The following is a 21,530-nucleotide window of genomic DNA, read 5'->3' as shown; positions in this document are numbered from 1 at the left end:
CCGTGAGGGCGCCGGAGGGGCGGTCAGGGTCGCCAGGCCACCCGGTGTTCCGAGAGGCGGGCCAGGACCGCGTGGTTGGCCTCCCAGCCGTCGGGGAACTTGACCGTGACCCCGAGCTGGACCGGCTCGGTCGACGGGTGGTCGTCCAGCAGGTCCGACACGCCCGCCCGGCACACCACGATGCAGGCGTGCCGGTGCCGGGAGGCGAGGACGCACAGCCGGCCCGTCTCCAGATGGAACGCCGTCGCGTCGGGCCGCCCGGACAGCGGGTGCAGGACCACCGTCACGTCGAACTCGCGGCCCTGGAGCCGGTTCGCCGTGTCGACGGTGACGTCCGCGACGCCCAGCTCGGTCAGGGCGGCCCGGACGGCGGCGGCCTGGTCGCGGTGCGCCGTGCCGACGGCGATCCGGTCGGCGGTCAGCGGCACCGGTTCGGGCGACCGCTCCGAGACGGCCGCCCCACCCCGGTCCAGCAGCCTGCGGACGACACCGGCGACCGCGCGGATCGCCTCCGGGTCCGTACGAGGAGTGTGCCGGGCGGGCAGCTCCAGCAGGCCCCAGCCCGCCTCCGCCGCCTCGTCGATCACCCGGTCCGGGCCCGAACCGTCCGAGGGGACGGCGAAGCGGAGCCGGCGATCGCCGTGGTCGGTGCCGCTGCGGAACGGCGTGTACGGGTAGAACGCGTCCGAGACGAGCGGCGCCGCGGAGGCGGGCAGCCGCCACGACACCGGCAGGCGGTGCTGCGGCAGCTCGGGATTGTGGGCGAGCAGGGTCGTGACCGCCGACGCCGACGGGTCGTACGACAGCCCGGCCCACTGCTCCGAACCCACGATCGAGAACGGGTCCAGCTGCCCCGGGTCGCCCACGAACAGCGCCCGCTCGAACAGGCCCGCCACGGCGAGCAGCGCGTCCGAGCGCATCTGGTACGCCTCGTCGACGATCGCGTGCCGCCAGGGCTCCACGCCCTTCACATGGGCCCACTTGGCCGCCGTCGAGACGACCACGGACAGGCCCGCGAGGTCGGCCGCCTTCGCGGACTTCCGGACGTTCGCCAGATCGTCGAGCGCCTTGTCGTACGGGTCGGCGTCACTGCTGTGCAGCCGGCCGACGGACAGCTCGGGGTCCTTCTCGGCGAGCCGCAGGACCAGGTCGTCGACCTGCGCGTTCGTCTGGGCGATGACCATCAGCGGCCGTCCCGCCGCGGCCAGTTCGAGCGCGGCCCGCACGACGAGCGTGGACTTGCCGGCGCCGGGCGGCGAGTCCACGACGACCCCCCGGTGCGTGCCGTGCAGGGTGTCGCGCAGGATCGCGTCGGTGGCACGGCCGGCCGCGGCGCCGGGGTCGGCCGGGACGGCGGAAAGAGCGGTCACAGGACGTCCTCCTCGGTCACCGGGTCGGGGGCGGGCGCCGTCACGGCCTCACCCGGCGGTCCGCCGTGGGTCCACGGCGTCTCCTCCGGGTCGGGCAGTTTCGCGCCGCCCCGCTGCTCGTGCTCGAACAGGGTGAAGCAGACGAGGTCCCCCTTCTCCGGCACGGAGCCGGCCTCGGGCTCCTTGCCGCGTCCCATCTTGTCGACGATCCGCAGCACGACGAGACCGCCGGTACCGGCCTCCCCGTGCTCCTCGTACGCGACGAACTCGGCGGCCTGCGGCTTGCCGCCCAGCGACCGGTAGACCTTCACGCGCTCGCCGAGATGCGGCCGGTCGTCGGTGTGGACGGTCACCAGCGGTCGGGGGCTCGGCCGCTTGCCCTCGCTGTACGCCATGACGACATCCGTCACCTCGCCCGCGAACGCCTCCCCGGCGAGCCGCCGTCCGGCCATCACGAGCGGGTCGTCCAGGGCCTCCTGCGCCTCCAGCCGGGCCTGTTCCCGCTCGCGTGTGGCGAGTTTGTTCGCGGCGGTGACCGCGTCGTCGCGGCGCGGCTGCGGTGGCTCGCCGGCGACGACCCGGTCGCGGTGGCCGGTGAACGACCAGCGGTCGCGGGTCCACCGGTCGGTGACGTGCGCGCCCTCGGGCAGCGCCCGCAGCAGGTCGAGTCCGCGCCACACCGCGTCCCAGGTGGGCCGGGTGCGGCTCTCGACGAGGGCGCGGATCTCCCGCTCGGCGACGGTGAGTTCACCGAGCCGCTCGTCGGCCTCCAGACCGTCCTCGGCGGCGGACAGCGCCGTACGCGCACGGTCGTACCGCTCGATGGCGGGTGCCAGCAGCTTGTTGTCGAAGGGGGGGTCGGTGGCGGGCCCGGCCGGCGGGCACACGAGCTGCCCCGCCGCGTCGCGCAGCAGCTCCGCCCGCAGGGCCGCCTCCGCGCCCGACTCGCCCGGCGCCGGGTCGATCCAGGCGAGCAGCGCGCCCAGGTGCTGGTCCTCCAGGCTGCTCTGGCCGGTGGCCCAGTGCCGGGACAGCACGTCGGAGAGCGCGAGCAGCAGGGAGGAGCCGGGCACCCTGGCCCGCTCCCCGTAGTGCGTCAGCCACCTCCCGAGCAACGGCACCCGGGGCGGCGCCGGATGGGGCGCCTCGGGCTCCTCCTCGGCGGTGCGCCGGAACCGCATGGAGCGCCCCAGCAGCCGGACGAACTCGACGCCCGAGCGGCTCGGCACGATCAACTGGGGCGCGTCCGCGCACAGGTCGACCTCGACCTTGACCCGCTTGCCGGTCTCGGGGTCGGTCTCGGTGCGCTCGGCGGCCTCGACGGCGTCCGCGTAGGAGTCGATGTAGGGCAGGACGACCCCGGCCAGCTCGGCGAGGAACGCGAACCGCAGGTCACGGTCCCGGGGCTGGGGCACGACGAGCAGCCGCGGCGCGTCACGGTCGGTGCCGACGAGTGCCCCGAGCGGGGCCCCGGCCTCGCCCGCGGTGGTCAGCGGCACGAAGACGAGGGGGCGCTCGGACAGGTGCCGGTGCCGGACGGTGGCGGCGGGCTGGGCGCGTCCGCTGCTGACGGCTTCGAGGCGGGCCAGCGTGGTGATCAGCGACACGGGGCGGCCTCCGGGAGCGCTTCCCGGCCCTGCGGGGGCACCGTGCGTCCGCGCAGCGCCTCGGCCCGCAGCCGGGCCGCTCTGCGCAGGGCGGCCACCGCGGGGTCGTCCGGGTCCCCGGCCTCGCCGCGGGCCGCGGCGAGCACGTCGTCGACGGTGGCCAGCTGGCCGAGCTCGGCACGCAGGGAGCGCCCGAGGGCCGTCACCGCGCGCTCGCCGCGGGACCGCTCCCGGCAGTGGAAGGCCAGTTCGCAGGCGGCGAGGCACTCGGGGGCGTAGGCCGCGGGCACCGACTCGACGGCGGTGGTGAGGTCGGGGGCGGGCAGGTCGGGGGCGAAGCAGGTGCCCGCGGGGAGTGCGTCGGCGATGTCCTCGACGCGGGTGAGCCGGTCGAGCTGGCGGCGGGTCACCGAGCGCTGCTTGCGGATGTCGACGGCGGACGCCGCGGGCAGGTTGGAGAAGTCCCTGGGGCACACCAGCAGCACCTGGTGCCGCACCTCGGGTGCGGGCTCGATCAGCGACGCGACGCGCTCGAGGGCCAGCACGTACACCGCGGACTGGCGGGCGGCGGCGCCCACCTTCGCGGGGTCGGCCGAACCGTCCAGCATCGGGAACGACTTGATCTCGACGACCGTCCAGCTGCCGTCGGGGTGCACGACCACCGCGTCCGGCTCCAGGAAGGCGGGGAAGCCCGCCACGTCCAGGGCGAGCATCGGGTGGTCGAGCAGGGTCCACGCGGCGGCCTCGGTGGCCTCGCGCAGCGCGAGTGCCGTACGGGCGGCGCGTCCCTCGGGGCCCGCGGCGGTGAGGTCGGGGACGAGACCCGCGGCGGGCGGCTCGGCCCGCGGGTCCAGCGTCTCGTGCACGAGCCGCAGCAGCTCCGCACCGCCGTCGGCCTTCACCCGGGCCTCGAACGCGTTGCCCCGGGTGAAGGCGAACTGCGACTGGCCGAAGGCCGACGGGGAGCCCAGCGCGTCGGCCAGCTTCGCCTTGTCGACCCCGGCGCCGTCGAGGAGGGCGCGGCGCTCGCAGCCCGGGTTCGCGGCGAGCGCGGCGAGGGCCCGGGCGTCGAGTGCCTTCGGCGGGACGTCCGGGCCGCGCAGCTCAGCGAGCCGGTGCCGCAGCGCCTTCTCCCGCTTCGGCGGGAGAGGTGTCCGGCTCGGCTCCCGGCCCGGTGGAGGACTGGCGCTGTCGGGGAATTCGCTCACCCGCGGAAGTCTTGCACTCCGCACTGACAACGGGGGAACCCGCGTCCCGCGAGGCGAGTGCGACCGGTGCGGGACGGGCGCCCATGCGTGCCTTCGCGGAGTCCGCGAACCGCAGCACCAGCGGCGTCAGCGCCAGTCCGACGCCCATCACGGCGGCCCCGGCGACCGCGTCGAGGAAGTAGTGGTTCGCGGTGCCCATCACGACGACCGTGGTCAGCAGCGGGTACATGACGCCCGCGATCCTGGCGAGCGGAGTCCGGCCGTGGCGCCAGAGCATCACGCCGCACCACAGCGACCAGCCGACGTGCAGGCTCGGCATGGCCGCGTACTGGTTCGTCATGCCGCCCATGCCTCGCGGCGCGCTCGCCTCGCCGCCCCACCAGCCGTAGTCGCTGTACTGCGCCATCGTGTCGACGAAGCCGTGGCTCGCCGTCAGCAGCCGGGGCGGGCAGGTGGGGAGCAGGGTGAAGCCGATCAGGCCGATGAACGTGGAGGTCATCAGCCAGGTGCGGGCCGCCCGGTAGCGAACCGTGCGGGAGCGGAACAGCCACACCAGGATCACCGGGGTGACCAGGTAGTGCAGGGAGGCGTACCAGAAGTCGGCGGGTACGCCGAGCCAGGCGTGGTGGGTGAAAAGACGGTTCAGCGGATGCTCGGCGTTGAGGCGCAGGAACTTCTCGACGCGGAGGATGGCCAGGCCGTGGTCGACGGCGCCCGCCACGTCACCCCGGGCGAGCAGCCGGCCCGCCGAGTAGCACGCGTACACCAGCACCAGCAGCGGGAGCTCGGTCCACCAGCGCAATCGGGTGCGTGCGATCGCACCGGTGCCGGCTGCCTCGGTCTGCGGCATCCGATCGCCCTCCCCCTTCTGACTGCCGACCTTCTGCCGACCTGGGCCGATGGCCCGCTCGTCCACTTTACGGTGTATGGGCGCGCGCCCCGTGGGCGCCCCCGGTCCTCGAAGACGCCGGAATCGCCCGCCGGGTTGCCTCGGGCAAGCGTGCGCGATGATGGAGACATCCGCCTCCCATTTCCCCCGGAAGGGCTCCTCATGGCACCGCGCATCCTGCTGGCCCGGCACGGACAGACGGAATGGTCCCTGTCCGGCAGACACACCGGCAGGACGGACATCCCGCTCCTGGAGGAGGGCCGGCGCGGAGCCAAACTACTGGGTGAGCGGCTCCACCGCGCACCGTTCGACTCCCTGTCCGGTCTCGAGGTGCGTACGAGTCCGCTGACGCGCGCGCGTGAGACGTGCGAACTGGCCGGGTTCGGCGAGCGGGCGAGCACCTGGGATCCGCTCATGGAATGGGACTACGGCACGTACGAGGGCCTGACGCCGGCCGAGATCCAGGCGATCCGGCCGGGCTGGCTCATCTGGCGCGACGGTGTCCCGGGCGGCGAGACCCCGGAGCAGGTCACCGCGCGCGCGGACGAGACGGTCGCCTGGGCCCGCGCCGCCGACCGTGACGTCCTGGTCTTCGCCCACGGTCACATCCTCCGCTCCATCGGCGCCCGCTGGCTGGGCCTGCCGATCGGCTTCGCCGCCCGCATCCGCCTCAACCCGACCTCCCTGTCGGTCCTCGGCTGGGCCTACGGCGAGCCCGCGATCGAGACGTGGAACGACTGCGGGCACCTGCCGGGCTGACCCGCCCAGCACCCGCGTTCACGCCGTGCGCGGCAGGCTCGCGTGTCTGTCCAGGAACGCGGACACCCCCGGCGCCCTCCGGTGCGGCAGCAGCACCCGCACGGTGCCCGCCAGCATCGACTGGACGCGGGAGGACTGGACCTCGTCGAGCAGGCCGAGGACGCGCAGGCCCGCCGCGGCGGCCTCGTCGGGCCGCCCGCCGCGCGCCAGGTCGTCGGCGAGCTCGGCCGTGTAGAGGGCGATGTTGCGGGTGAAGTGCGGGTTCTGGAGGTGCGCGGCGCGCCGGGCGTGCCGGGCCGCGCGGGGCCAGTCGCCGAGCGTCGACCAGCACTGCGCCTCCAGCGCCGCCAGTTCGGCCTCTCCGTAGAAACTCATCCACTCCGGATCGGCCGGCGCCGGGCCCCGCCCGAAGAGGTCCTGGGCGCGGCCCAGCGCGCGCTCGCAGCCGGTGCGGTCGGCGAGGCCCGCCAAGCCGCCCGCCTCCCGCAGCGCCAGCAGGGACAGCAGCCGGGGCGAGCCGAGGGACCGCGCCACGCGCTGGGCCGCCTGGGCCGCCCGTACCGCCTCACGGGGGCGGCCCGCGTCCCGGGCGAGGAAGGACGTGTTGCAGAAGGCGTGCGCCTCCAGGCCGGCGTCCCCGGCCAGCCGGGCCGTCGCCAGCGCCTCCGCGTAGTGTGAGCGGGCGTCGTCGAAACGGCCCGAGTCATGGGCCAGCCACCCCACGGAGATGGCCAGTTCACCCGCGCCGGCGTACAGCCGGTCGGCGGTCGTCTGCCGCATCGTGCCCGCGTCGAGCAGCGCGTACGCGGCGCGCAGCGGGGCCGCGGCACGCCGGTACAGGCCGTCCGCGCCGTGCCGGTCGTCGAGCACCCGGATTCTGCGGACGGCTTCCTCGACGGCACCCGCCTCGGGCGTCCCGGCCCGGCGGACCGGACCCTCCGCGGCCGTGGCGGCTGCGCCGGTGAGCCCCAGGGGGCCCAGGGAGAGGGCAGCCACGGTGGCGGTGCCGCCGGTCATGAACGCGCGACGCTGCACGTCGCTCTCCTCGTTATTCCGATCGTGGTACTCGTGCGTGTCGCACGTGTCTTGCGTGTCATACGGGTCGCCCGCCTCCCGTGACTCATGCGGGCCGCCGGAGCGGCACGCGAGGGCCCCGGGGGGCGCCTCGTCCGGCGGGCGCGCCCCCCGGCCGCGTACCGACGCACGGGGTGAGAAGCCCAGGTCGGCGAGCGTGCGGCCGGGGAACATGTGCAGGAAGACCCGCTCGTACGCGTAGTTGGGGCAGCGGATCTCGCCCGCCTCGACGCGGCCGATGTACCGCGCGTCGCAGCTGACCCGCTCCCCGATCTCCCGCGCCGCCCGCCGCACCACGGCGGCGAACTCGCCCGGTGAGCGGTGCCCGCGCAGCCGCCGGAAGGCGAGATTCGGCCGTGGCGGCCGGGGGTGCCCGGCCGAGGTCACCGTCGACGACGTCATGGCCGGGCCCTCTCTCGCGAACCGTCGAACCATGCCGAAACGCAGGCGAGTTGTCCGTTTGCTACCCGATCGTCGCCCTGGTTCCAGCGGGCAAGAACGTACCTGTTGTGCAGGCGCCGACACTCCGGGTTTAGCTACAAAACGGATATCTCATCCCCGATCTGCCATGAACTGCCATCCTTTGCGGCGGACTTCCGCCGTAGCCGTTGACGCGCTGACGCGTTGAACCCGGCGGACCGGGAGCCGCCCGTACTCCCGACCGCTCGTCAGGAGGAGGGTTCCGTGTCGGACGCCGGGATGGAGACCAGGCAGAGCACCGAGTTCCGTACGGCGCCGGCCACGGCGCGGTACGGACCGCACCCGGAGTGCGGTGTGCCACCACGGCAGGACGCCGACTGCGATCTCGTGACCGTCCCGGCGCGGCAGGGACTGGAGGCGGTCGACATCCTGCGCCGTGGCTCCGGCGACTGTGTCGGGCCCGTCCTGCACGACGACAACTGCGACACCCTCGGCTTCCTGGTGCCGCCCGGCACCGCCGACGCCTGGGACCTGCCGGGCAGCACCTGCACGCAGACCAGCGGACGCGGAGTGAGCCTCGCCCCGCAGCCACCGGTCGAGGGCTCCGACTGGCTGCTCCCGCCCGGGGACGCGGACCTCGCGACGGACCCGGCGGTGCTGCGCGCGGCGCTCGGCGAGGCGGCCCGCCTCATCGAGGCCGCCGACAACTGCCGCTGACCGGGGACCCGTACCCGCCCCCGCGCCAACCGCCCCGGCGCCGGTGGGCCGGCCTTCCCCGGCGCGTCGATAATGGCCTGATGGGCAGATCGAAGAGTGGCCGCGGCGGGCGGCGTGGGCAGGAGGGCTCCGGGGGTGTCGTCGAGCCGGTCGACGGCGGGCTCGCCGAGCTGATGCCCGACCGGGACCGGGCGCGTGCCTGGACGCTCCTCATCGACGGCGCCCCGCAGTCGCACGTCAACCTCGACGACCCGGCGTACCTGGGCTTCGAGTACCAGCGCCGCCTGGGCCACGTCATCGACCTCGTCGCCCCGCCCGGCAGGCCCGTGCACGTCGTGCACCTCGGCGGCGGGGCCCTGACCCTCGCCCGCTACGTCGCCGCCACCCGCCCCCGCTCCACCCAGCAGGCAGTCGAACGCGACGCCGCCCTGGTCCGACTGGTCCGCCGTGAGCTGCCGTTGGACCCGAACGCCCGGATCCGGGTGCGTTCCACGGACGCCCGGGAAGGCCTCGCCAAGGTGCCGGACGACTGGGCGGACCTGGTGATCGCGGACGTGTTCAGCGGGGCCCGCACCCCCGCGCACCTCACCTCGGTCGAGTTCCTCGGCGACGTCCGCAGGGTCGTCAGGGCCGACGGCCTCTACGCCGCCAACCTGGCCGACGGCCCGCCGCTCGCCCATCTGCGCGGCCAGATCGCCACCGCCGCGAGCGTCTTCCCCGAGCTGGCCCTGGTCGCGGACCCCACGGTGCTGCGCGGCAAGCGTTTCGGGAACGCCGTCCTGGTCGCCTCCGGGCGCCCGCTCCCGGTGGCCGAACTGACCCGGCGCGCGGCCTCGGACCCGCACCCCGGACGCGTCGAACACGGCCGCGCGCTCGCCGACTTCACCGGCGGAGCGGTACCGGTCACGGACGCGGCCGCGGTGGCGTCGCCCGCACCGCCGCCGTCCGTCTTCCGTTGAGCCGGTGCCCGGCGGGGCGTGTCCCGGTGCGTCGTGCGCCGCGGGGGCGCGCGGCGAGGGGCCGACCGCCTCAGTAGGTGCCGATCTCGACCCGCGGCGGACCGTCGTGCCACGTGCAGAACACCGACACCCGGTCGGCGCCCGAGGCGAACTCCACCCGGATCCACGTCTGCGTCTTCCACACCTGCATGGACCAGCCCGGCGCCGGCGTCGCGGAGACGAGGGTCGCGGACGCCGAGCCGAGGTCGAAGACGGCCCGCCCGCCGTCCGTGTCATAGCTCTTGACCCGCCCGAAGGAGGCGGCGGACGAGGCGCTCGGGCCCGGCCCCGCGGACGCCGACCGGGAGGGCGACGGGGCCGGCGTCGTGGCCGGCCGGGGGCTCCTCGGCGGCTTCTTCGGGGCGCTCCTCGACGGTGCGGGACGGCTGGTCGAGGAGGCCAGCGGCCTCGGCTCCCGCGTGGTGGCGCCGGCCGCCGTGATGGGCAGGGCGCGCGGCGGGTCGTAGGCGGTCCCCGCCATCACCGTGTGGACACCCCACCACGACAGCGTGACCGCCGCGCCCGTGGCGAGCGACCACGCGAGTACGTGTACGAGACCTCTGCGCATCGCGGCCATACTGCACCACGCGCCCCACAGGTGTCTCTTGCACGCGGTACACCCGGAGTTGTCCACAGGCACCGGTCCGGCGTCCCCCGGATGGCGTACGGTGCCGCCCATGGCAAGTGTGCTCGTGGTCGAGGACGACCAGTTCGTGCGCTCGGCCCTCATCCGGCATCTGACCGATGCCGCGCACACCGTGCGCAGTGTCGGCACGGCGCTGGAGGCCCTGCGCGAGGTCGCCCATTTCTCCTTCGACGTGGTCATCCTGGATCTCGGACTGCCCGATCTGGACGGGTCCGAGGCCCTGAAGATGCTCCGCGGCATCACGGACGTCCCGGTGATCATCGCCACCGCGCGGGACGACGAGACGGAGATCGTCCGCCTGCTGAACGACGGCGCGGACGACTACCTGACGAAGCCCTTCTCCGTCGAGCACCTGTCGGCGCGCATGGCGGCCGTCCTGCGGCGCTCGCGGGCCGCCGTGGGCGAGGCACCCCCGTCCTCCGTCCTCCGGGTCGGCGGCCTGTCGGTCGACCCGCTGCGCAGACAGGCCGAGCTGGACGGCGTACGACTGGACCTCACGCGCCGCGAGTTCGACCTGCTCGCCTTCCTGGCCGGCCGCCCCGGGGTGGTCGTGGCGCGCAAGGAGCTGCTCGCCGAGGTGTGGCAGCAGGCCTACGGCGACGACCAGACGATAGACGTGCACCTGTCGTGGCTGCGGCGGAAGTTGGGCGAGACGGCGGCGAAGCCCCGTTACCTGCACACGCTGCGCGGGGTCGGCGTGAAGCTGGAGCCGCCGTACGCGGAGCCCGCGCCATGAGCCGGGAGATGAGGCGGGCGCGATGAGGTGGGCGCTGGTCAAGGTGTGCGTGGCGGTCACCACGATGGTCGTGGTCGCCTTCGCGGTCCCGCTCGGACTCGTCATCAAGGAGATGGCCAGGGACCGGGCGTTCTCGAACGCGGAGCGGGAGGCGGCTGCCGTCGCGCCCGCGCTCTCCATCACCACCGACCGGGACAAGCTGGAGCGCGTCGTCGCCTCCGCCGGTTCCGACGCGGGCATGGCCGTGCACATCCCCGCCTCCGGCGGCGCGGCCGCCGTCGACATCGGCAGGCAGCGCGCCGCGGGCAAGGACATCACCACCACCCGCGAGCTCGGCCGGGCCACCACCACCGAGGTGCCCGGCGGCTCCACCCTGCTCCAGCCCACCGCGCTGAGCTCCGGCGAGATAGCGGTCGTCGAGGTGTACGTCCCCGAGTCCGACGTCAGCAACGGCATCGGGACGGCCTGGGCGGTGCTGGCCGCCGTCGGTGTCGCCCTCGTCATCGGCTCGGTCGCGGTCGCCGACCGCCTCGGTGTACGGATGGTGCAGCCCGCGCAGCGCCTGGTCGAGGGCGCGCACGAGCTGGGGGAGGGGAAGCTCGGCGCCCGGGTACCGGAGGAAGGACCGACCGAACTGCGGCTGGCCGCCGTCGCGTTCAACTCCATGGCCGACCAGGTCGTGCAGCTCCTGGCGAACGAGCGGGAGCTGGCCGCCGACCTCTCCCACCGGCTGCGTACGCCCCTGACCGTGCTGCGGCTGAACACGGCCTCCCTCGGCGACGGGCCGGCCGCCGACCAGACCCGGGCCGCGGTCGCGCAGCTGGAGCGCGAGGTCGACACGATCATCCGGACGGCCCGGGAGGCCAAGCCGCAGACCGCGGCCGTCGGCGCGGGCGCCGGGTGCGACGTGTCCGAGGTCGTCCGCGAGCGGATGGACTTCTGGTCGGCGCTCGCCGAGGACGAGGGCCGCAAGGTCCGGGTCGCGGGCGTCGACCGGCCGGTGCGGATACCGGTGGCCCGGGCCGATCTGGTGGCCGCGCTCGACGCGCTCCTCGGGAACGTCTTCCGGCACACCCCCGAGGGCACGGCCTTCGCGGTCGACGTGCACAACGGCGAGGACGCGGTGATCGTGCTGGTGTCGGACGCGGGCCCGGGGATCGTCGACCCGGAGGCGGCCATGGCGCGCGGCCGGGGCTCCGGCAGCGACGGGTCGACCGGGCTCGGCCTCGACATCGTGCGCCGCCTCGCGGAGGCGACGGGCGGGGACGTGCGCATCGGCTCGTCCGTGCTGGGCGGCACCGAGGTGCGGATCTGGATCCAGCTGGACGGACGCGCCCCGGTCAGGCGCGGCCACCGCGGCTCCGTACGGCGCCGGAGGCGCGGAGCCGGCGTGAGCTGACGCCCCACCCGGCCACCGCATCCCGGGGTGGCACGTCCTGCGGCGCCGGCGGCCCCCGAACGGGCATATTGGTCTCGACCTTTAACGGTCCCCGATGCCTTCCTTAAGCGCACCCTAAGATCCCCGACCGCCGTCCGGATCAAGCGGTTTGCCCGATTCCCGATCGCTAGCGTGCTGCTCGCACCCACCCCCCGTGACACCGCGAAAGCAGGCACCACGATGAGCAGCACGCACCGGCGCAAGGTCAGTGGCAGGAACAAGGCGATAGGCGGCGTCGTCGCCGCGGCCGTGGCCGGTGGCGGCGCCTTCCTGTTCACCGGGACCGCGCAGGCTGCCGGCGTCGGCGCCGCGTACACCAGGACCAGCGACTGGACGACCGGCTACACCGCGCAGTACGTCGTCACGAACGACAGCGGCCAGGCCAGGAAGGACTGGACGCTGGAGTTCGACCTGCCCGCCGGTGCCAAGCTGAGTTCCCTGTGGAACGGCCGGTCCGAGGTGAGCGGACAGCACGTCACCGTGACCCCGCCGTCCTGGGACAAGGACGGCCTGGCCGCCGGCAAGTCGGTGACCGTCGGGTTCGTGGTGAACGGCACCGCGGACCCCACCGGCTGCCGCATCGACGACGCCACCTGCTCCGCGGACGGCGGCGCGACCCCCGAGCCCAGTGGCCGCCCCAGCGAGACGGCGACCCCCCGGCCGAGCGCCACGCCCACCAAGGACCCGAGCCCGGGCACCTCGGCGCCCACCAGCCCCGCCCCGACCCAGAGCTCCGGCAGCGGCACCACCACGAACGCGGGCTTCGCGCCCTACGTGGACACGTCCCTCTACCCCGCCTTCGACCTGGTCGCGAGCGCCTCGGCCACCGGGGTGAAGGACTACAACCTCGCCTTCGTCACCGACGGCGGCGGCTGCACCCCCAAGTGGGGCGGCGTCACCGACCTCGGCAGCGACGCGGTCGCCGGACAGATCGGTGCCCTGCGGGCCAAGGGCGGTGACGTCCGCGTCTCCTTCGGCGGCGCCGCCGGCTCGGAGCTCGCGACGACCTGCCCGTCCGCGGACGCGCTCGCGACGGCGTACGGCAAGACCGTGGACGCCTACAAGCTCACCAAGGTCGACTTCGACGTCGAGGGCGGGGCGCTGCCGAACACCGCGGCCAACACCCGCCGCGCGCAGGCCATCGCCAAGCTCCAGAAGGCCCACCCCGGCCTGGACGTCTCCTTCACCCTCCCGGTGATGCCCGAGGGCCTGACCCAGGACGGCGTGAGCCTGCTCGCCAACGCCAAGGCGAACGGCGTGGCCGTCGACACCGTCAACATCATGGCGATGGACTACGGGCCCGCGTACAGCGGCGACATGGGCACTTACGCCGAACAGGCCGCCACCGCGACCCAGGCCCAGGTCAAGAGCGTGCTCGGGCTCTCCGACAGCGCGGCCTGGAAGGCGGTCGCCGTCACCCCGATGATCGGCGTCAACGACGTCACCAGTGAGATCTTCAAGGTCGACGACGCCACGCAGCTCGTGAACTTCGCCAAGTCGAAGGGCCTCGGCTGGCTCTCCATGTGGTCCGCGACCCGCGACAAGCAGTGTGCGGGCGGGGCGAAGAACGTCGCCGACCCCACGTGCAGCTCGGTCGTCCAGGACCGGGACGCCTTCTCCAAGGCCTTCGGCGCCTACAAGTAACCCCCACCAGTAGGCCCTTCCTCCACGGGGGAAACGCGCCCCGGCCGGACATCCCCCCACCGGCCGGGGCGCGCTCCGTTCCCTCCCCGTTCCCCCCGTTCCCCCGCGGACCGGTCTACTCGGCGGCCACCGGCGACGGCAGGGTCCCCGTCCGGGCGGCCTGCCCGTACCAGTGGGCGCTCGACTTCGGCGTACGGGCCAGGGTCGCGTAGTCCACGTAGACCGCGCCGAAGCGCTTGCCGTAGCCGTAGGACCACTCGAAGTTGTCCATCAGGGACCAGAGGAAGTAGCCGCGCACGTCGGCGCCGTCGGTGATCGCGTCGCGTACCGCGGCGAGGTGCCCGTGCAGGTAGGCGATCCGCTCGGGGTCGTGCACGCGGCCGTCGGGGTCGGGCTTGTCGTCGTACGCGGCACCGTTCTCGGTGATGTACAGCGGCAGTCCCGGCGCCTCCCGGGTATAGCGCATGATCAGCTCGTGCAGGCCCGTCGGATCGATGGTCCAGCCCATCTCCGTACGCTCGCCCGGCGTCTGGTGGAAGGCGATGTCGTCCGCGGCCGGCCACGGCGAGAAGGGACTCGCCCCGTGGCCGTCCGCGCGCGGCCCGGCCGGCTCCGCCTCGGCGGCCGAGACCAGCGCCGGCGTGTAGTAGTTGAGGCCGAGCGCGTCCAGCGGCTGGTGGATCAGCTGGAGGTCGCCGTCGAGGACGTACGACCAGTCGGTGACCGACGCGGTCGCCTCGAACAGGGTATGCGGGTACGCGCCGTGCAGCATCGGCCCGTGGAACACGCCGTTGGCCAGGTCGTCGATGCGCCGGACCGCGGCCAGGTCCGCCGGGCTCTGCGAAAGCGGCCTGACGACCGAGGAGTTGAGGCTCACCGCGACCGTGTTGCGGGCGGGCATCGACGCGCGCAGCGCCGAAGCGCCGAGCCCGTGCGCCAGGTTGAGGTGGTGGGCCGCCCGCAGGGACGCCGCCGCGTCCGTCCGCCCGGGGGCGTGCACGCCCGAGCCGTACCCGAGGAACGCGCTGCACCAGGGCTCGTTGAGGGTGATCCACTGCTCGACGCGGTCGCCCAGCGCCTCGCCGACGATCTGCGCGTACTCGGCGAACCGCAGCGCCGTGTCCCGCTCGGGCCAGCCGCCCGCGTCCTCCAGGTCCTGGGGAAGGTCCCAGTGGTAGAGGGTGACGGCGGGCTTGATGTCGTGCGCCAGCAGCTCGTCGACCAGCCGCCGGTAGAAGTCGAGGCCGCGCTGCACGGCAGGACCGCGGCCGGTGGGCTGGACCCGGGACCAGGAGACGGAGAAGCGGTACGCGCTCAGCCCGAGGTCCGCCATCATCGCCACGTCGTCGCGGTAGCGGTGGTAGTGGTCCACCGCAACGTCCCCCGTCTCACCTCCCGCCGTCTTTCCGGGCGTATGACTGAAGGTGTCCCAGATCGAGGGGGTCCGGCCGTCCTCCCGCACCGCCCCCTCGATCTGGTACGCGGAGGTCGCCGCGCCCCAGAGGAAGGCGGGCGGGAAGGACACGGACGTCACGGGTTCAGGCATGGAAGCGCTCCCATAGGAGGTCGGGGAGACCGACGGAGAAGAGAAACGGGAAGGGCGGGGGGCCGGGGCGGCGATGACCCGGCCCCCGGCGAGGGATCAGCCCTTGACGGCGCCCTGCATGATGCCGCCGACGATCTGCTTGCCGAACAGGGCGAAGACCAGCAGCAGCGGCAGGGTGCCGAGCAGCGCTCCCGCCATGATCAGGGACTGGTCGGGGGTGTAGCCCCGGCCGAGGCCGGCCACCGCGACCTGCACGGTCGGGTTGCCGGTCTGCGTCAGCACCAGGAACGGCCACAGGAAGTCGTTCCACGTCTGCACGAAGATCAGCATGCCGAGGACGGCCATCGCGGGCCGGGCCGCCGGGAACACGATGTGCCAGACCACCCGCCAGCTGCTCGCACCGTCCACCCGGGCCGCCTCGATCAGCTCGTTCGGCAGCGCCTGGATCAGGTACTGCCGCATGAAGAAGACACCGAAGGCGCTCACCAGGGACGGGAAGATCACCGCCTGGAGCTGGTCCGTCCAGTCGAGCTTGGCGACCATCATGTACAGCGGGATCACGCTGAGCTGCGGCGGGACCATCATCGTGCCGATGACGATCAGCATCATGGCGCTGCGGCCCCGGAAGTGCAGCTTGGCGAAGGCGAACCCGGCGATCGTGGACAGGAAGACGACGGTGGCCGCCGAGATGCCCGCCACGAGCGTCGTGTTGAACATGGCCTCGCCGAGATTGGCGTCGCCCCAGGCGAGGTCCAGGTTCTTGAAGAGGTTGGAGCCGAACCAGAGCGGCGGCGGTGTCTGCGCCAGCCGGTTGGTGTCGCGCGAGGCGGCGATCGCCGTCCACACCAGCGGGAACAGCGAGCCGATGGTGAACAGGGCGAGGATCAGATACGCGATCGGGCCGCCGTGCAGCTGGCCGCCCGCCCGTGCGGACTTGGGGCGCCGGGAGCGTTTCCGCTCCGCGGGCACGGTGTCGGCGGGTGGTGTCGTCAGGGTCGTCGTCACGGCCGGTTCTCCTTAACTACTGGCGCGCAGCCGGCGCGAGATGACGTAGTTGACGATCCCGATCACGATGAGGATCAAGAACATGGTCCAGGCGATGGCCGAGGCCCGCCCGAGGTGCTGGTTGACCCAGCCCTGTTCGTACAGATAGAGCCCGAGCGTCTGGAACTGGTGCTCGGCGCCGCCGGAGGCGCCCTTGTTCTGGTCGAACAGCAGCGGTTCGCCGAAGACCTGGCTCGCCCCGATCGTGGACACGACCACGGTGAACAGGATGGTCGGGCGCAGCTGCGGCAGCGTGACGTGCAGGAACTGCTTCCAGCGCGAAGCGCCGTCCAGGGCCGCGGACTCGTACAGGTCCTGCGGGATGGCCTGCATGGCCGCCAGGTAGATCAGCGCGTTGTAGCCGGTCCAGCGCCAGACGATGATCGTCGAGACGGCGATCTGGGAGGGCCACTTGTCGTTCTGCCAGTCGATGCTGTCGATGCCGACGAAGTGCAGCGACCAGTTGATCATGCCGTAGTCGCGGCCGAAGAGCAGGACGAACACCAGGGAGGCCGCGGCGATCGACGTCGCGTACGGCGCGAGCATCGCGACCCGGTAGAAGGTCGAGGCCCGCAGCTTGTAGTTGAGGATGTGGGCCAGGCCCATCGCCATCAGCAGCTGCGGGACGGTGGAGATGATGCCGATGGTCAGGGTGTTCTTCGCCGCGTTCCAGAAGAACTCGTCGTCGAAGATGCGCGTGTAGTTGCGCAGCCCCGCCCACTCCATGTCCGTGGGTGCCGTCAGCTCCACCGTGTGCAGCGACGCCCAGCCCGTGTAGATCAGCGGGAACAGGCCGAAGGCGAGGAAGAGCAGGAAGAACGGGGAGGCGAAGACGTACGGGCTCCAGCGCAGGTCCCGCTGCCATCGGCGGGAGAGCCGGGCCCGGCGGCGGACCTCCTCCTCCGTGGGCGCACCGGCCGGAACGCGGCCGGCCGGGGCCGCGCCCCCCTCCTTGGTGGGGGGCGCGGCGGTGTCGTGCCGGGTGGCCATACCGGTCACTTCTCCAGGTTGTTGTCGATGGTCTTCGTGGCCGTCTTCCAGGCGTCCGCCGGGGACTTGCCCTTCGTCACGAGGAACACGCCGTTGTCGGACAGACCCTGCTGGATGATCTGGTCCTTCGGGCCGATCACCTGGACCGGGCTGTCCTTGGCGGCCGCCGCGAAGATGGTGCCGATCGGGGCGTCACCGAAGAAGTCGTTCTTGGCGCCGGTCACCTCGGGGAGCTCGTACGCGGTCTGGGCACTCGGGAAGCTGCCCCGCTTGGCGAACAGGGTGGCCTGCTGCTTGGGCGCGGTCAGCCAGGCGGCGAGCTTGGACGCCTCCTTCACGTTCTTGCCGGCCTTCGGCACGGCCAGGAACGAGCCGCCCCAGTTGCCGCCCTTGGGAGCCTTGGCGACGTCCCACTTGCCCTTGGTGTCCTGGTTCGCCTTGGACGCGATGTAGCCGAGCATCCACGGCGGGCAGGAGACGGCCGCGAACTTGCTGTTCGCGAACGCCTGGTCCCACGTCGGCTGGAACTGCGTGAAGTTGCCGGTCAGGCCATCCTTCGCCGCGCCCGCGGTGAGGTCGAAGGCGGACTTCACGGCCGGGTTGTCCTTGTAGATGACCTTGCCCGAGGCGTCGTAGAACTTCTCGGTCTCGCTGCCGAGGACCGCGTTAAGCAGGCCACCGGGGGAGTCGAGGAAGGTGGTGCCCTTCGGCGCCTTCTTCTTGTACTCCTGGCCGACCTCGACGAACTTGTTCCAGTCGCCGGCCCACTTCTTCGCGAGTTCCTCGCGGTCGGTGGGCAGGCCGGCCTTCTCGAACATGTCCTTGCGGTAGCAGATGGCCATGGGGCCGATGTCGGTACCGAGCCCGACCGTCTGGCCGTCCTTGGCGGTGGCCTGCTTCCACTTCCAGTCGACGAAGTCGCTCTGGTTGACCCCCGAGACCTTCGAGAGGTCCACGAGCTTGGCCGCCTGGGTGTCGACGACCTCGGCGATGTTGCCGACCTCGACGCCCTGGATGTCGGCGAGTCCGCTGCCCGTGGTGAGGTGGTTGACGAGAGCCGGGTAGTAGTTCTCGTTCCGTTCGGTGACGTTCTCCTGGATCTTGATGTCCGGGTTCAGCTTCTCGTACTCGTCGTACAGCCCGGCCTCCTTGAAGCCGAACGTGCCGAACAGGCCAAGGGAGATCGTCGTCTTGCCCTTGCCGCCGCCCGACGAGCCGGAGTCGTCATTGCCATCGTCGGCACAGCCGGTCAGCAGCCCGGCGCCCAGCGCTGCGACGGCCGTGACGACCACCGCTCTGCGGGCGGTAAGGGTACGTGCTCGCATTGCATCCTCCTGTTGCCCTGACGTGCCGACCCCCCGGCCAACTGCATTGTTGGGCCCGTTAGTTACTCGCTGCGGCTCGGGCGGGGAACGTGCGGGATGTGTTTTGTCAGGTACCGTGGGAGCGCTCCCACAAGTGATGTGTTGAAGAGTCGTCGGTTCACGCGGGGGTGTCAAGAGTGAGGACGCGGAGACCTGTCTTCGGTTATCGGGCTGTTAACTAATCCGGAGGACGGAGCCCTACCGGACCGTCTCAGGGCATCGCACGGGGATCAAGACTGTTAGATTCCAGGCCAACGCGATGCGACGCGGTGTGAAGGGAGGCGGACCATGGCAGGCTACGGAGCGCGGGGCCGCAGTGGCGGACGGCCGACCCTCGAGGAGGTCGCCGCGCGGGCCGGGGTGGGCCGCGGCACGGTGTCCCGCGTGATCAACGGTTCGCCGCGGGTCAGCGACGCCACCCGCGCCGCCGTCCAGGCCGCCGTGGCGGAGCTCGGCTACGTCCCGAACACGGCCGCCCGCGCGCTCGCCGCCAACCGCACCGACGCCATCGCCCTCGTGGTCCCCGAGCCGGAGACCCGCTTCTTCGCGGAGCCGTACTTCTCCGACATGCTCCGCGGCGTCGGCGCGGAGCTCTCCGAGACCGAGATGCAGCTGCTGCTGATCTTCGCGGGCAGCGACCGGGAACGGCAGCGTCTGGCCCAGTACCTGGCGGCGCACCGCGTGGACGGCGTCCTGCTGGTCTCCGTGCACGCCGACGACCCGCTCCCCGACCTGCTGTCCCAGCTGGAGATCCCGGCCGTGATCAGCGGCCGCAGATCCGCGCGCGAGACGCTGCCGTCGGTGGACTCGGACAACCTCGGCGGCGGACGGGTCGCCGTCGAACACCTGGTCGCCCGGGGCCGCCGGACCATAGCCCATCTGGCCGGACGCCTGGACGTCTTCGGTGCCCAGCGCCGTATCGAGGGGTACCGCGAGGGGCTGCGCGCCGCGGGCCGCGAGGTCGACGAGGACCTGATCGTGGCCGGCGACTTCACCGAGGAGGGCGGCCGACGGGCGATGACCGAGCTGCTCGCCCGCTGCCCCACCCTGGACGCGGTCTTCGCCGGCTCCGACGTCATGGCGGCCGGCGCCCGCCAGGTCCTGCGCGAGGCGGGCCGCCGGATACCCGACGACGTGGCGCTGGTCGGTTACGACGACTCGGCCATCGCCCGCCACATGGACCCCCCGCTGACCAGCGTGCGCCAGCCGATCGAGGAGATGGGGCGCGCCATGATCGACCTCCTGCTGGGCGAGATCGCGGACCGCAGGCCCGTCGCCTCGCGCGACCTGGAGAGCCGTCAGGTGGTCCTGCCCACGGAACTGGTGGCGCGCGCGTCGTCCTGACCTCCGGTAGGGCAAGCTGGCGTCCATGGTCCTCCATCCCTTGCTTGCAGTCGACGAAGTCTCCTCCGTGGAGCCGTATCTGGGCCGGGTGGGTGAGGTGTTCACCGCGTTCCGGGAGCAGGACTCCGGATGCGTGTCGTACGGCGTGCGCCTGCTCGACGGCGCGTGCTGGTTCGTGAAGGAAGCGGTCACCGACCGAGCCCGCCAGTCCCTCGAACGCGGCTGGGCGTTCCACCGGGCCGTACGGCACACCGCCATCGTCCCGCAGGTCCACCGGATCGCGGTGCGGGACACCTGGGCGGTGGTGATGCCCTGGCGGAAGGGCGAGGTGCTCTACCACCCCACCGCGACCGGGCAGCGCGACCGTACGAGTCCGCACACCCCCATGGCCCGCTTCCGCGCCCTGCCGACCGCCGACGTGCTGCGCGCCTTCGACCGCGTCCTGGGCGCCCACCTCGCCGTGGAGAGCGCCGGTCATGTCGCCGTCGACTTCTACGACGGGGCCCTGCTGTACGACTTCGCGGGCGGTACGGCCCACCTGGTCGACCTCGACGAGTACCGTCCCGGCCCCTTCGTGCTGGAGGAGGAGCGGCTGCCCGGCTCCCGGCGGTACATGGCGCCCGAGGAGTTCGAGCGGGGCTCCGTGATCGACGCCCGCACGACCGTCTTCACCCTGGGCCGCACCGCCCGGCTCCTCCTGGACGCCGGTGACGAGGAGCGCGCCTGGCGGGGTACGGCACCGCAGCTGGCGGTGATCGAGCGCGCGACCCGCACGGATCCCGGCGACCGCTACGAGGACGTCGCCGCCTTCGCCGCCGCCTGGCGGTCGGCCTGCCCGGCCGGGACCGCCTGAGGCGCCCCCGCACCCGGGACCCGCTGAAACGCAGTCAGCCGGTGACCTGTGCGAACAGGTCACCGGCTGATTTCTCAGGGTGAGTGACGGGACTTGAACCCGCGGCATCCTGGACCACAACCAGGTGCTCTACCAGCTGAGCTACACCCACCATGACCGGCGGTTCTGCGAAAGTCGCTTCACCGACCGGCCGAGAAAAAGTGTACAGGGTCCGAAGGGGTGCTCGCGCCCGCCTTTCCCGCGGGGCGGGCGGGAGGCTATTCGGCGGGCAGGACGTGCTTGGCGGCGATCTTGCGGGCGGTGTCCGAGTCGGGGCCGGGCTGCGGGACGAAGACCGCCTCGCGGTAGTAGCGCAGCTCCGCGATCGATTCCCGGATGTCGGCCAGGGCCCGGTGGTTGCCGTTCTTGTCGGGGCTGTTGAAGTACGCCCTCGGGTACCAGCGGCGGGCCAGCTCCTTGATGGAGGAGACGTCCACGATCCGGTAGTGGAGGTAGTCCTCCAGAGTCGGCATGTCCCGCAGCAGGAAGCCGCGGTCGGTACCGACCGAGTTTCCGCACAGCGGGGCCCTGCCCGGCTCCTTGACGTGCTCCCGTACGTAGGACAGGACCTGTTCCTCGGCGTCGGCCAGCGTCGTGCCGGCGGCCAGTTCGTCGAGGAGGCCGGAGGCGGTGTGCATCGTGCGCACCACGTCCGGCATGGTCTCGAGCGCGGCGTCGGGCGGGCGGATCACGATGTCCACCCCCTCGCCGAGTACGTTCAGCTCCGAGTCGGTGACCAGCGCGGCCACCTCGATGAGCGCGTCGTCGGACAGCGAGAGTCCGGTCATCTCGCAGTCGATCCACACCATGCGATCGTTCATGTGTCTTACCCTACGGCCCGCTC

General features: G+C 72.7%; 19 protein-coding genes and 1 tRNA gene. 8 read left to right on the top strand and 12 right to left on the bottom strand.

The annotated features are described in order from the left end of the window. Positions 1–23: 23 nt before the first annotated feature. The 4 genes from ACFYP4_RS07400 to ACFYP4_RS07385 are packed head-to-tail and all read right to left on the bottom strand — an operon-like array spanning position 24 to position 5,035. Positions 24–1,370 (bottom strand): AAA domain-containing protein, encoded by a 1,347-nt coding sequence (locus ACFYP4_RS07400; protein ID WP_388783565.1) that lies wholly within the window; start codon positions 1,368–1,370, stop codon positions 24–26. Then, a complete protein-coding gene (locus ACFYP4_RS07395; RefSeq protein ID WP_388783562.1) occupies positions 1,367–2,977 on the bottom strand; it encodes a hypothetical protein in 1,611 nt (536 codons plus the stop codon). The genes ACFYP4_RS07400 and ACFYP4_RS07395 overlap by 4 nt, the downstream gene beginning before the upstream one ends. After that, on the bottom strand, positions 2,968–4,101 hold the full coding sequence (locus ACFYP4_RS07390; RefSeq protein ID WP_388783857.1) for a hypothetical protein: 1,134 nt from the start codon (positions 4,099–4,101) through the stop codon (positions 2,968–2,970). The genes ACFYP4_RS07395 and ACFYP4_RS07390 overlap by 10 nt, the downstream gene beginning before the upstream one ends. Further along, entirely contained in the window at positions 4,082–5,035 is a 954-nt protein-coding gene (locus ACFYP4_RS07385) for a phosphatase PAP2 family protein (protein WP_358849772.1), read from the bottom strand. Before ACFYP4_RS07385 ends, ACFYP4_RS07390 begins: the two co-directional genes overlap by 20 nt. Positions 5,036–5,236: 201 nt before the next feature. On the opposite strand from ACFYP4_RS07385, the gene ACFYP4_RS07380 reads away from it, so the two are divergent. Further along, the gene (locus ACFYP4_RS07380) at positions 5,237–5,833 is read left to right on the top strand and encodes a histidine phosphatase family protein (RefSeq protein WP_358849773.1); all 597 of its coding nucleotides are present in this window, start codon (positions 5,237–5,239) and stop codon (positions 5,831–5,833) included. An 18-nt stretch (positions 5,834–5,851) separates the two neighbouring features. On the opposite strand, the gene ACFYP4_RS07375 is transcribed toward ACFYP4_RS07380, so the two are convergent. After that, entirely contained in the window at positions 5,852–7,309 is a 1,458-nt protein-coding gene (locus tag ACFYP4_RS07375; protein ID WP_358849774.1) for a hypothetical protein, read from the bottom strand. A 297-nt stretch (positions 7,310–7,606) separates the two neighbouring features. Between ACFYP4_RS07375 and ACFYP4_RS07370 the strand changes: the two genes are divergently transcribed. Next, positions 7,607–8,044: a hypothetical protein gene (locus ACFYP4_RS07370; RefSeq protein ID WP_358849943.1), complete on the top strand. Its 438-nt coding sequence runs from the start codon at positions 7,607–7,609 to the stop codon at positions 8,042–8,044. An 80-nt stretch (positions 8,045–8,124) separates the two neighbouring features. Then, the gene (locus ACFYP4_RS07365) at positions 8,125–9,003 is read left to right on the top strand and encodes a spermidine synthase (RefSeq protein ID WP_388783558.1); all 879 of its coding nucleotides are present in this window, start codon (positions 8,125–8,127) and stop codon (positions 9,001–9,003) included. 70 nt (positions 9,004–9,073) lie between these two features. Here the strand turns inward: ACFYP4_RS07365 and ACFYP4_RS07360 are convergent, their stop codons facing one another. After that, on the bottom strand, positions 9,074–9,610 hold the full coding sequence (locus tag ACFYP4_RS07360; RefSeq protein WP_358849776.1) for a hypothetical protein: 537 nt from the start codon (positions 9,608–9,610) through the stop codon (positions 9,074–9,076). Between the two features lie 109 nt (positions 9,611–9,719). Between ACFYP4_RS07360 and ACFYP4_RS07355 the strand changes: the two genes are divergently transcribed. The 3 genes from ACFYP4_RS07355 to ACFYP4_RS07345 all read left to right on the top strand — a co-directional run bounded on the left by ACFYP4_RS07355 (position 9,720) and on the right by ACFYP4_RS07345 (position 13,506). After that, positions 9,720–10,424, top strand: a complete 705-nt coding sequence (locus ACFYP4_RS07355; RefSeq protein WP_358849777.1) for a response regulator transcription factor — start codon at positions 9,720–9,722, stop codon at positions 10,422–10,424. Positions 10,425–10,446: 22 nt separating this feature from the next. Then, positions 10,447–11,823 (top strand): HAMP domain-containing sensor histidine kinase, encoded by a 1,377-nt coding sequence (locus ACFYP4_RS07350; RefSeq protein WP_358849778.1) that lies wholly within the window; start codon positions 10,447–10,449, stop codon positions 11,821–11,823. A 219-nt stretch (positions 11,824–12,042) separates the two neighbouring features. Continuing rightward, positions 12,043–13,506, top strand: coding sequence for a cellulose binding domain-containing protein (locus ACFYP4_RS07345; protein ID WP_358849779.1), 1,464 nt, complete (start codon positions 12,043–12,045; stop codon positions 13,504–13,506). A 115-nt stretch (positions 13,507–13,621) separates the two neighbouring features. Here the strand turns inward: ACFYP4_RS07345 and ACFYP4_RS07340 are convergent, their stop codons facing one another. From ACFYP4_RS07340 to ACFYP4_RS07325, 4 genes are all read right to left on the bottom strand, one after another. Then, a complete protein-coding gene (locus ACFYP4_RS07340) occupies positions 13,622–15,052 on the bottom strand; it encodes a GH1 family beta-glucosidase (protein WP_358849780.1) in 1,431 nt (476 codons plus the stop codon). A gap of 96 nt (positions 15,053–15,148) precedes the next feature. Further along, a complete protein-coding gene (locus ACFYP4_RS07335) occupies positions 15,149–16,057 on the bottom strand; it encodes a carbohydrate ABC transporter permease (protein WP_358849781.1) in 909 nt (302 codons plus the stop codon). Positions 16,058–16,069: 12 nt separating this feature from the next. Beyond that, positions 16,070–17,086 (bottom strand): sugar ABC transporter permease, encoded by a 1,017-nt coding sequence (locus ACFYP4_RS07330; RefSeq protein ID WP_358849944.1) that lies wholly within the window; start codon positions 17,084–17,086, stop codon positions 16,070–16,072. A 5-nt stretch (positions 17,087–17,091) separates the two neighbouring features. Further along, entirely contained in the window at positions 17,092–18,411 is a 1,320-nt protein-coding gene (locus ACFYP4_RS07325) for an extracellular solute-binding protein (protein WP_358849782.1), read from the bottom strand. Positions 18,412–18,738: 327 nt separating this feature from the next. Here ACFYP4_RS07325 and ACFYP4_RS07320 point away from each other — a divergent pair, with 327 nt between their 5' ends. Together ACFYP4_RS07320 and ACFYP4_RS07315 are read left to right on the top strand one after the other, a co-directional pair. Then, complete coding sequence (locus ACFYP4_RS07320) at positions 18,739–19,794, top strand: LacI family DNA-binding transcriptional regulator (protein ID WP_358849783.1); 1,056 nt, start codon at positions 18,739–18,741, stop codon at positions 19,792–19,794. Between the two features lie 25 nt (positions 19,795–19,819). After that, complete coding sequence (locus tag ACFYP4_RS07315) at positions 19,820–20,647, top strand: serine/threonine protein kinase (protein WP_358849784.1); 828 nt, start codon at positions 19,820–19,822, stop codon at positions 20,645–20,647. A gap of 78 nt (positions 20,648–20,725) precedes the next feature. Here ACFYP4_RS07315 and ACFYP4_RS07310 read toward each other — a convergent pair. Further along, positions 20,726–20,798 (bottom strand) — tRNA-His (locus tag ACFYP4_RS07310). A gap of 106 nt (positions 20,799–20,904) precedes the next feature. Further along, on the bottom strand, positions 20,905–21,507 hold the full coding sequence (orn, locus tag ACFYP4_RS07305; RefSeq protein WP_358849785.1) for an oligoribonuclease: 603 nt from the start codon (positions 21,505–21,507) through the stop codon (positions 20,905–20,907). Positions 21,508–21,530 lie beyond the last annotated feature (23 nt).

It is taken from the genome of Streptomyces sp. NPDC005551, assembly GCF_042871785.1.
Taxonomy (GTDB): Bacteria; Actinomycetota; Actinomycetes; order Streptomycetales; family Streptomycetaceae; genus Streptomyces.
The sequence above is the reverse complement of the archived record's forward strand: the minus strand, read 5'-3'. Positions and strand labels throughout refer to the sequence as shown.

Excerpts from the sequence above, each read along its gene's own strand:
- ACFYP4_RS07365 (WP_388783558.1), top strand. The coding sequence starts at position 8,125 with ATGGGCAGATCGAAGAGTGGCCGCGGCGGGCGGCGTGGGCAGGAGGGC.
- ACFYP4_RS07330 (WP_358849944.1), bottom strand. The coding sequence starts at position 17,086 with ATGGCCACCCGGCACGACACCGCCGCGCCCCCCACCAAGGAGGGGGGC.
- ACFYP4_RS07370 (WP_358849943.1), top strand. The coding sequence starts at position 7,607 with ATGGAGACCAGGCAGAGCACCGAGTTCCGTACGGCGCCGGCCACGGCG.
- ACFYP4_RS07320 (WP_358849783.1), top strand. The coding sequence starts at position 18,739 with ATGGCAGGCTACGGAGCGCGGGGCCGCAGTGGCGGACGGCCGACCCTC.
- ACFYP4_RS07325 (WP_358849782.1), bottom strand. The coding sequence starts at position 18,411 with ATGCGAGCACGTACCCTTACCGCCCGCAGAGCGGTGGTCGTCACGGCC.
- ACFYP4_RS07340 (WP_358849780.1), bottom strand. The coding sequence starts at position 15,052 with ATGCCTGAACCCGTGACGTCCGTGTCCTTCCCGCCCGCCTTCCTCTGG.
- ACFYP4_RS07355 (WP_358849777.1), top strand. The coding sequence starts at position 9,720 with ATGGCAAGTGTGCTCGTGGTCGAGGACGACCAGTTCGTGCGCTCGGCC.
- ACFYP4_RS07385 (WP_358849772.1), bottom strand. The coding sequence starts at position 5,035 with ATGCCGCAGACCGAGGCAGCCGGCACCGGTGCGATCGCACGCACCCGA.
- ACFYP4_RS07350 (WP_358849778.1), top strand. The coding sequence starts at position 10,447 with ATGAGGTGGGCGCTGGTCAAGGTGTGCGTGGCGGTCACCACGATGGTC.
- ACFYP4_RS07375 (WP_358849774.1), bottom strand. The coding sequence starts at position 7,309 with ATGACGTCGTCGACGGTGACCTCGGCCGGGCACCCCCGGCCGCCACGG.
- orn (WP_358849785.1), bottom strand. The coding sequence starts at position 21,507 with ATGAACGATCGCATGGTGTGGATCGACTGCGAGATGACCGGACTCTCG.
- ACFYP4_RS07360 (WP_358849776.1), bottom strand. The coding sequence starts at position 9,610 with ATGCGCAGAGGTCTCGTACACGTACTCGCGTGGTCGCTCGCCACGGGC.
- ACFYP4_RS07345 (WP_358849779.1), top strand. The coding sequence starts at position 12,043 with ATGAGCAGCACGCACCGGCGCAAGGTCAGTGGCAGGAACAAGGCGATA.
- ACFYP4_RS07315 (WP_358849784.1), top strand. The coding sequence starts at position 19,820 with ATGGTCCTCCATCCCTTGCTTGCAGTCGACGAAGTCTCCTCCGTGGAG.
- ACFYP4_RS07380 (WP_358849773.1), top strand. The coding sequence starts at position 5,237 with ATGGCACCGCGCATCCTGCTGGCCCGGCACGGACAGACGGAATGGTCC.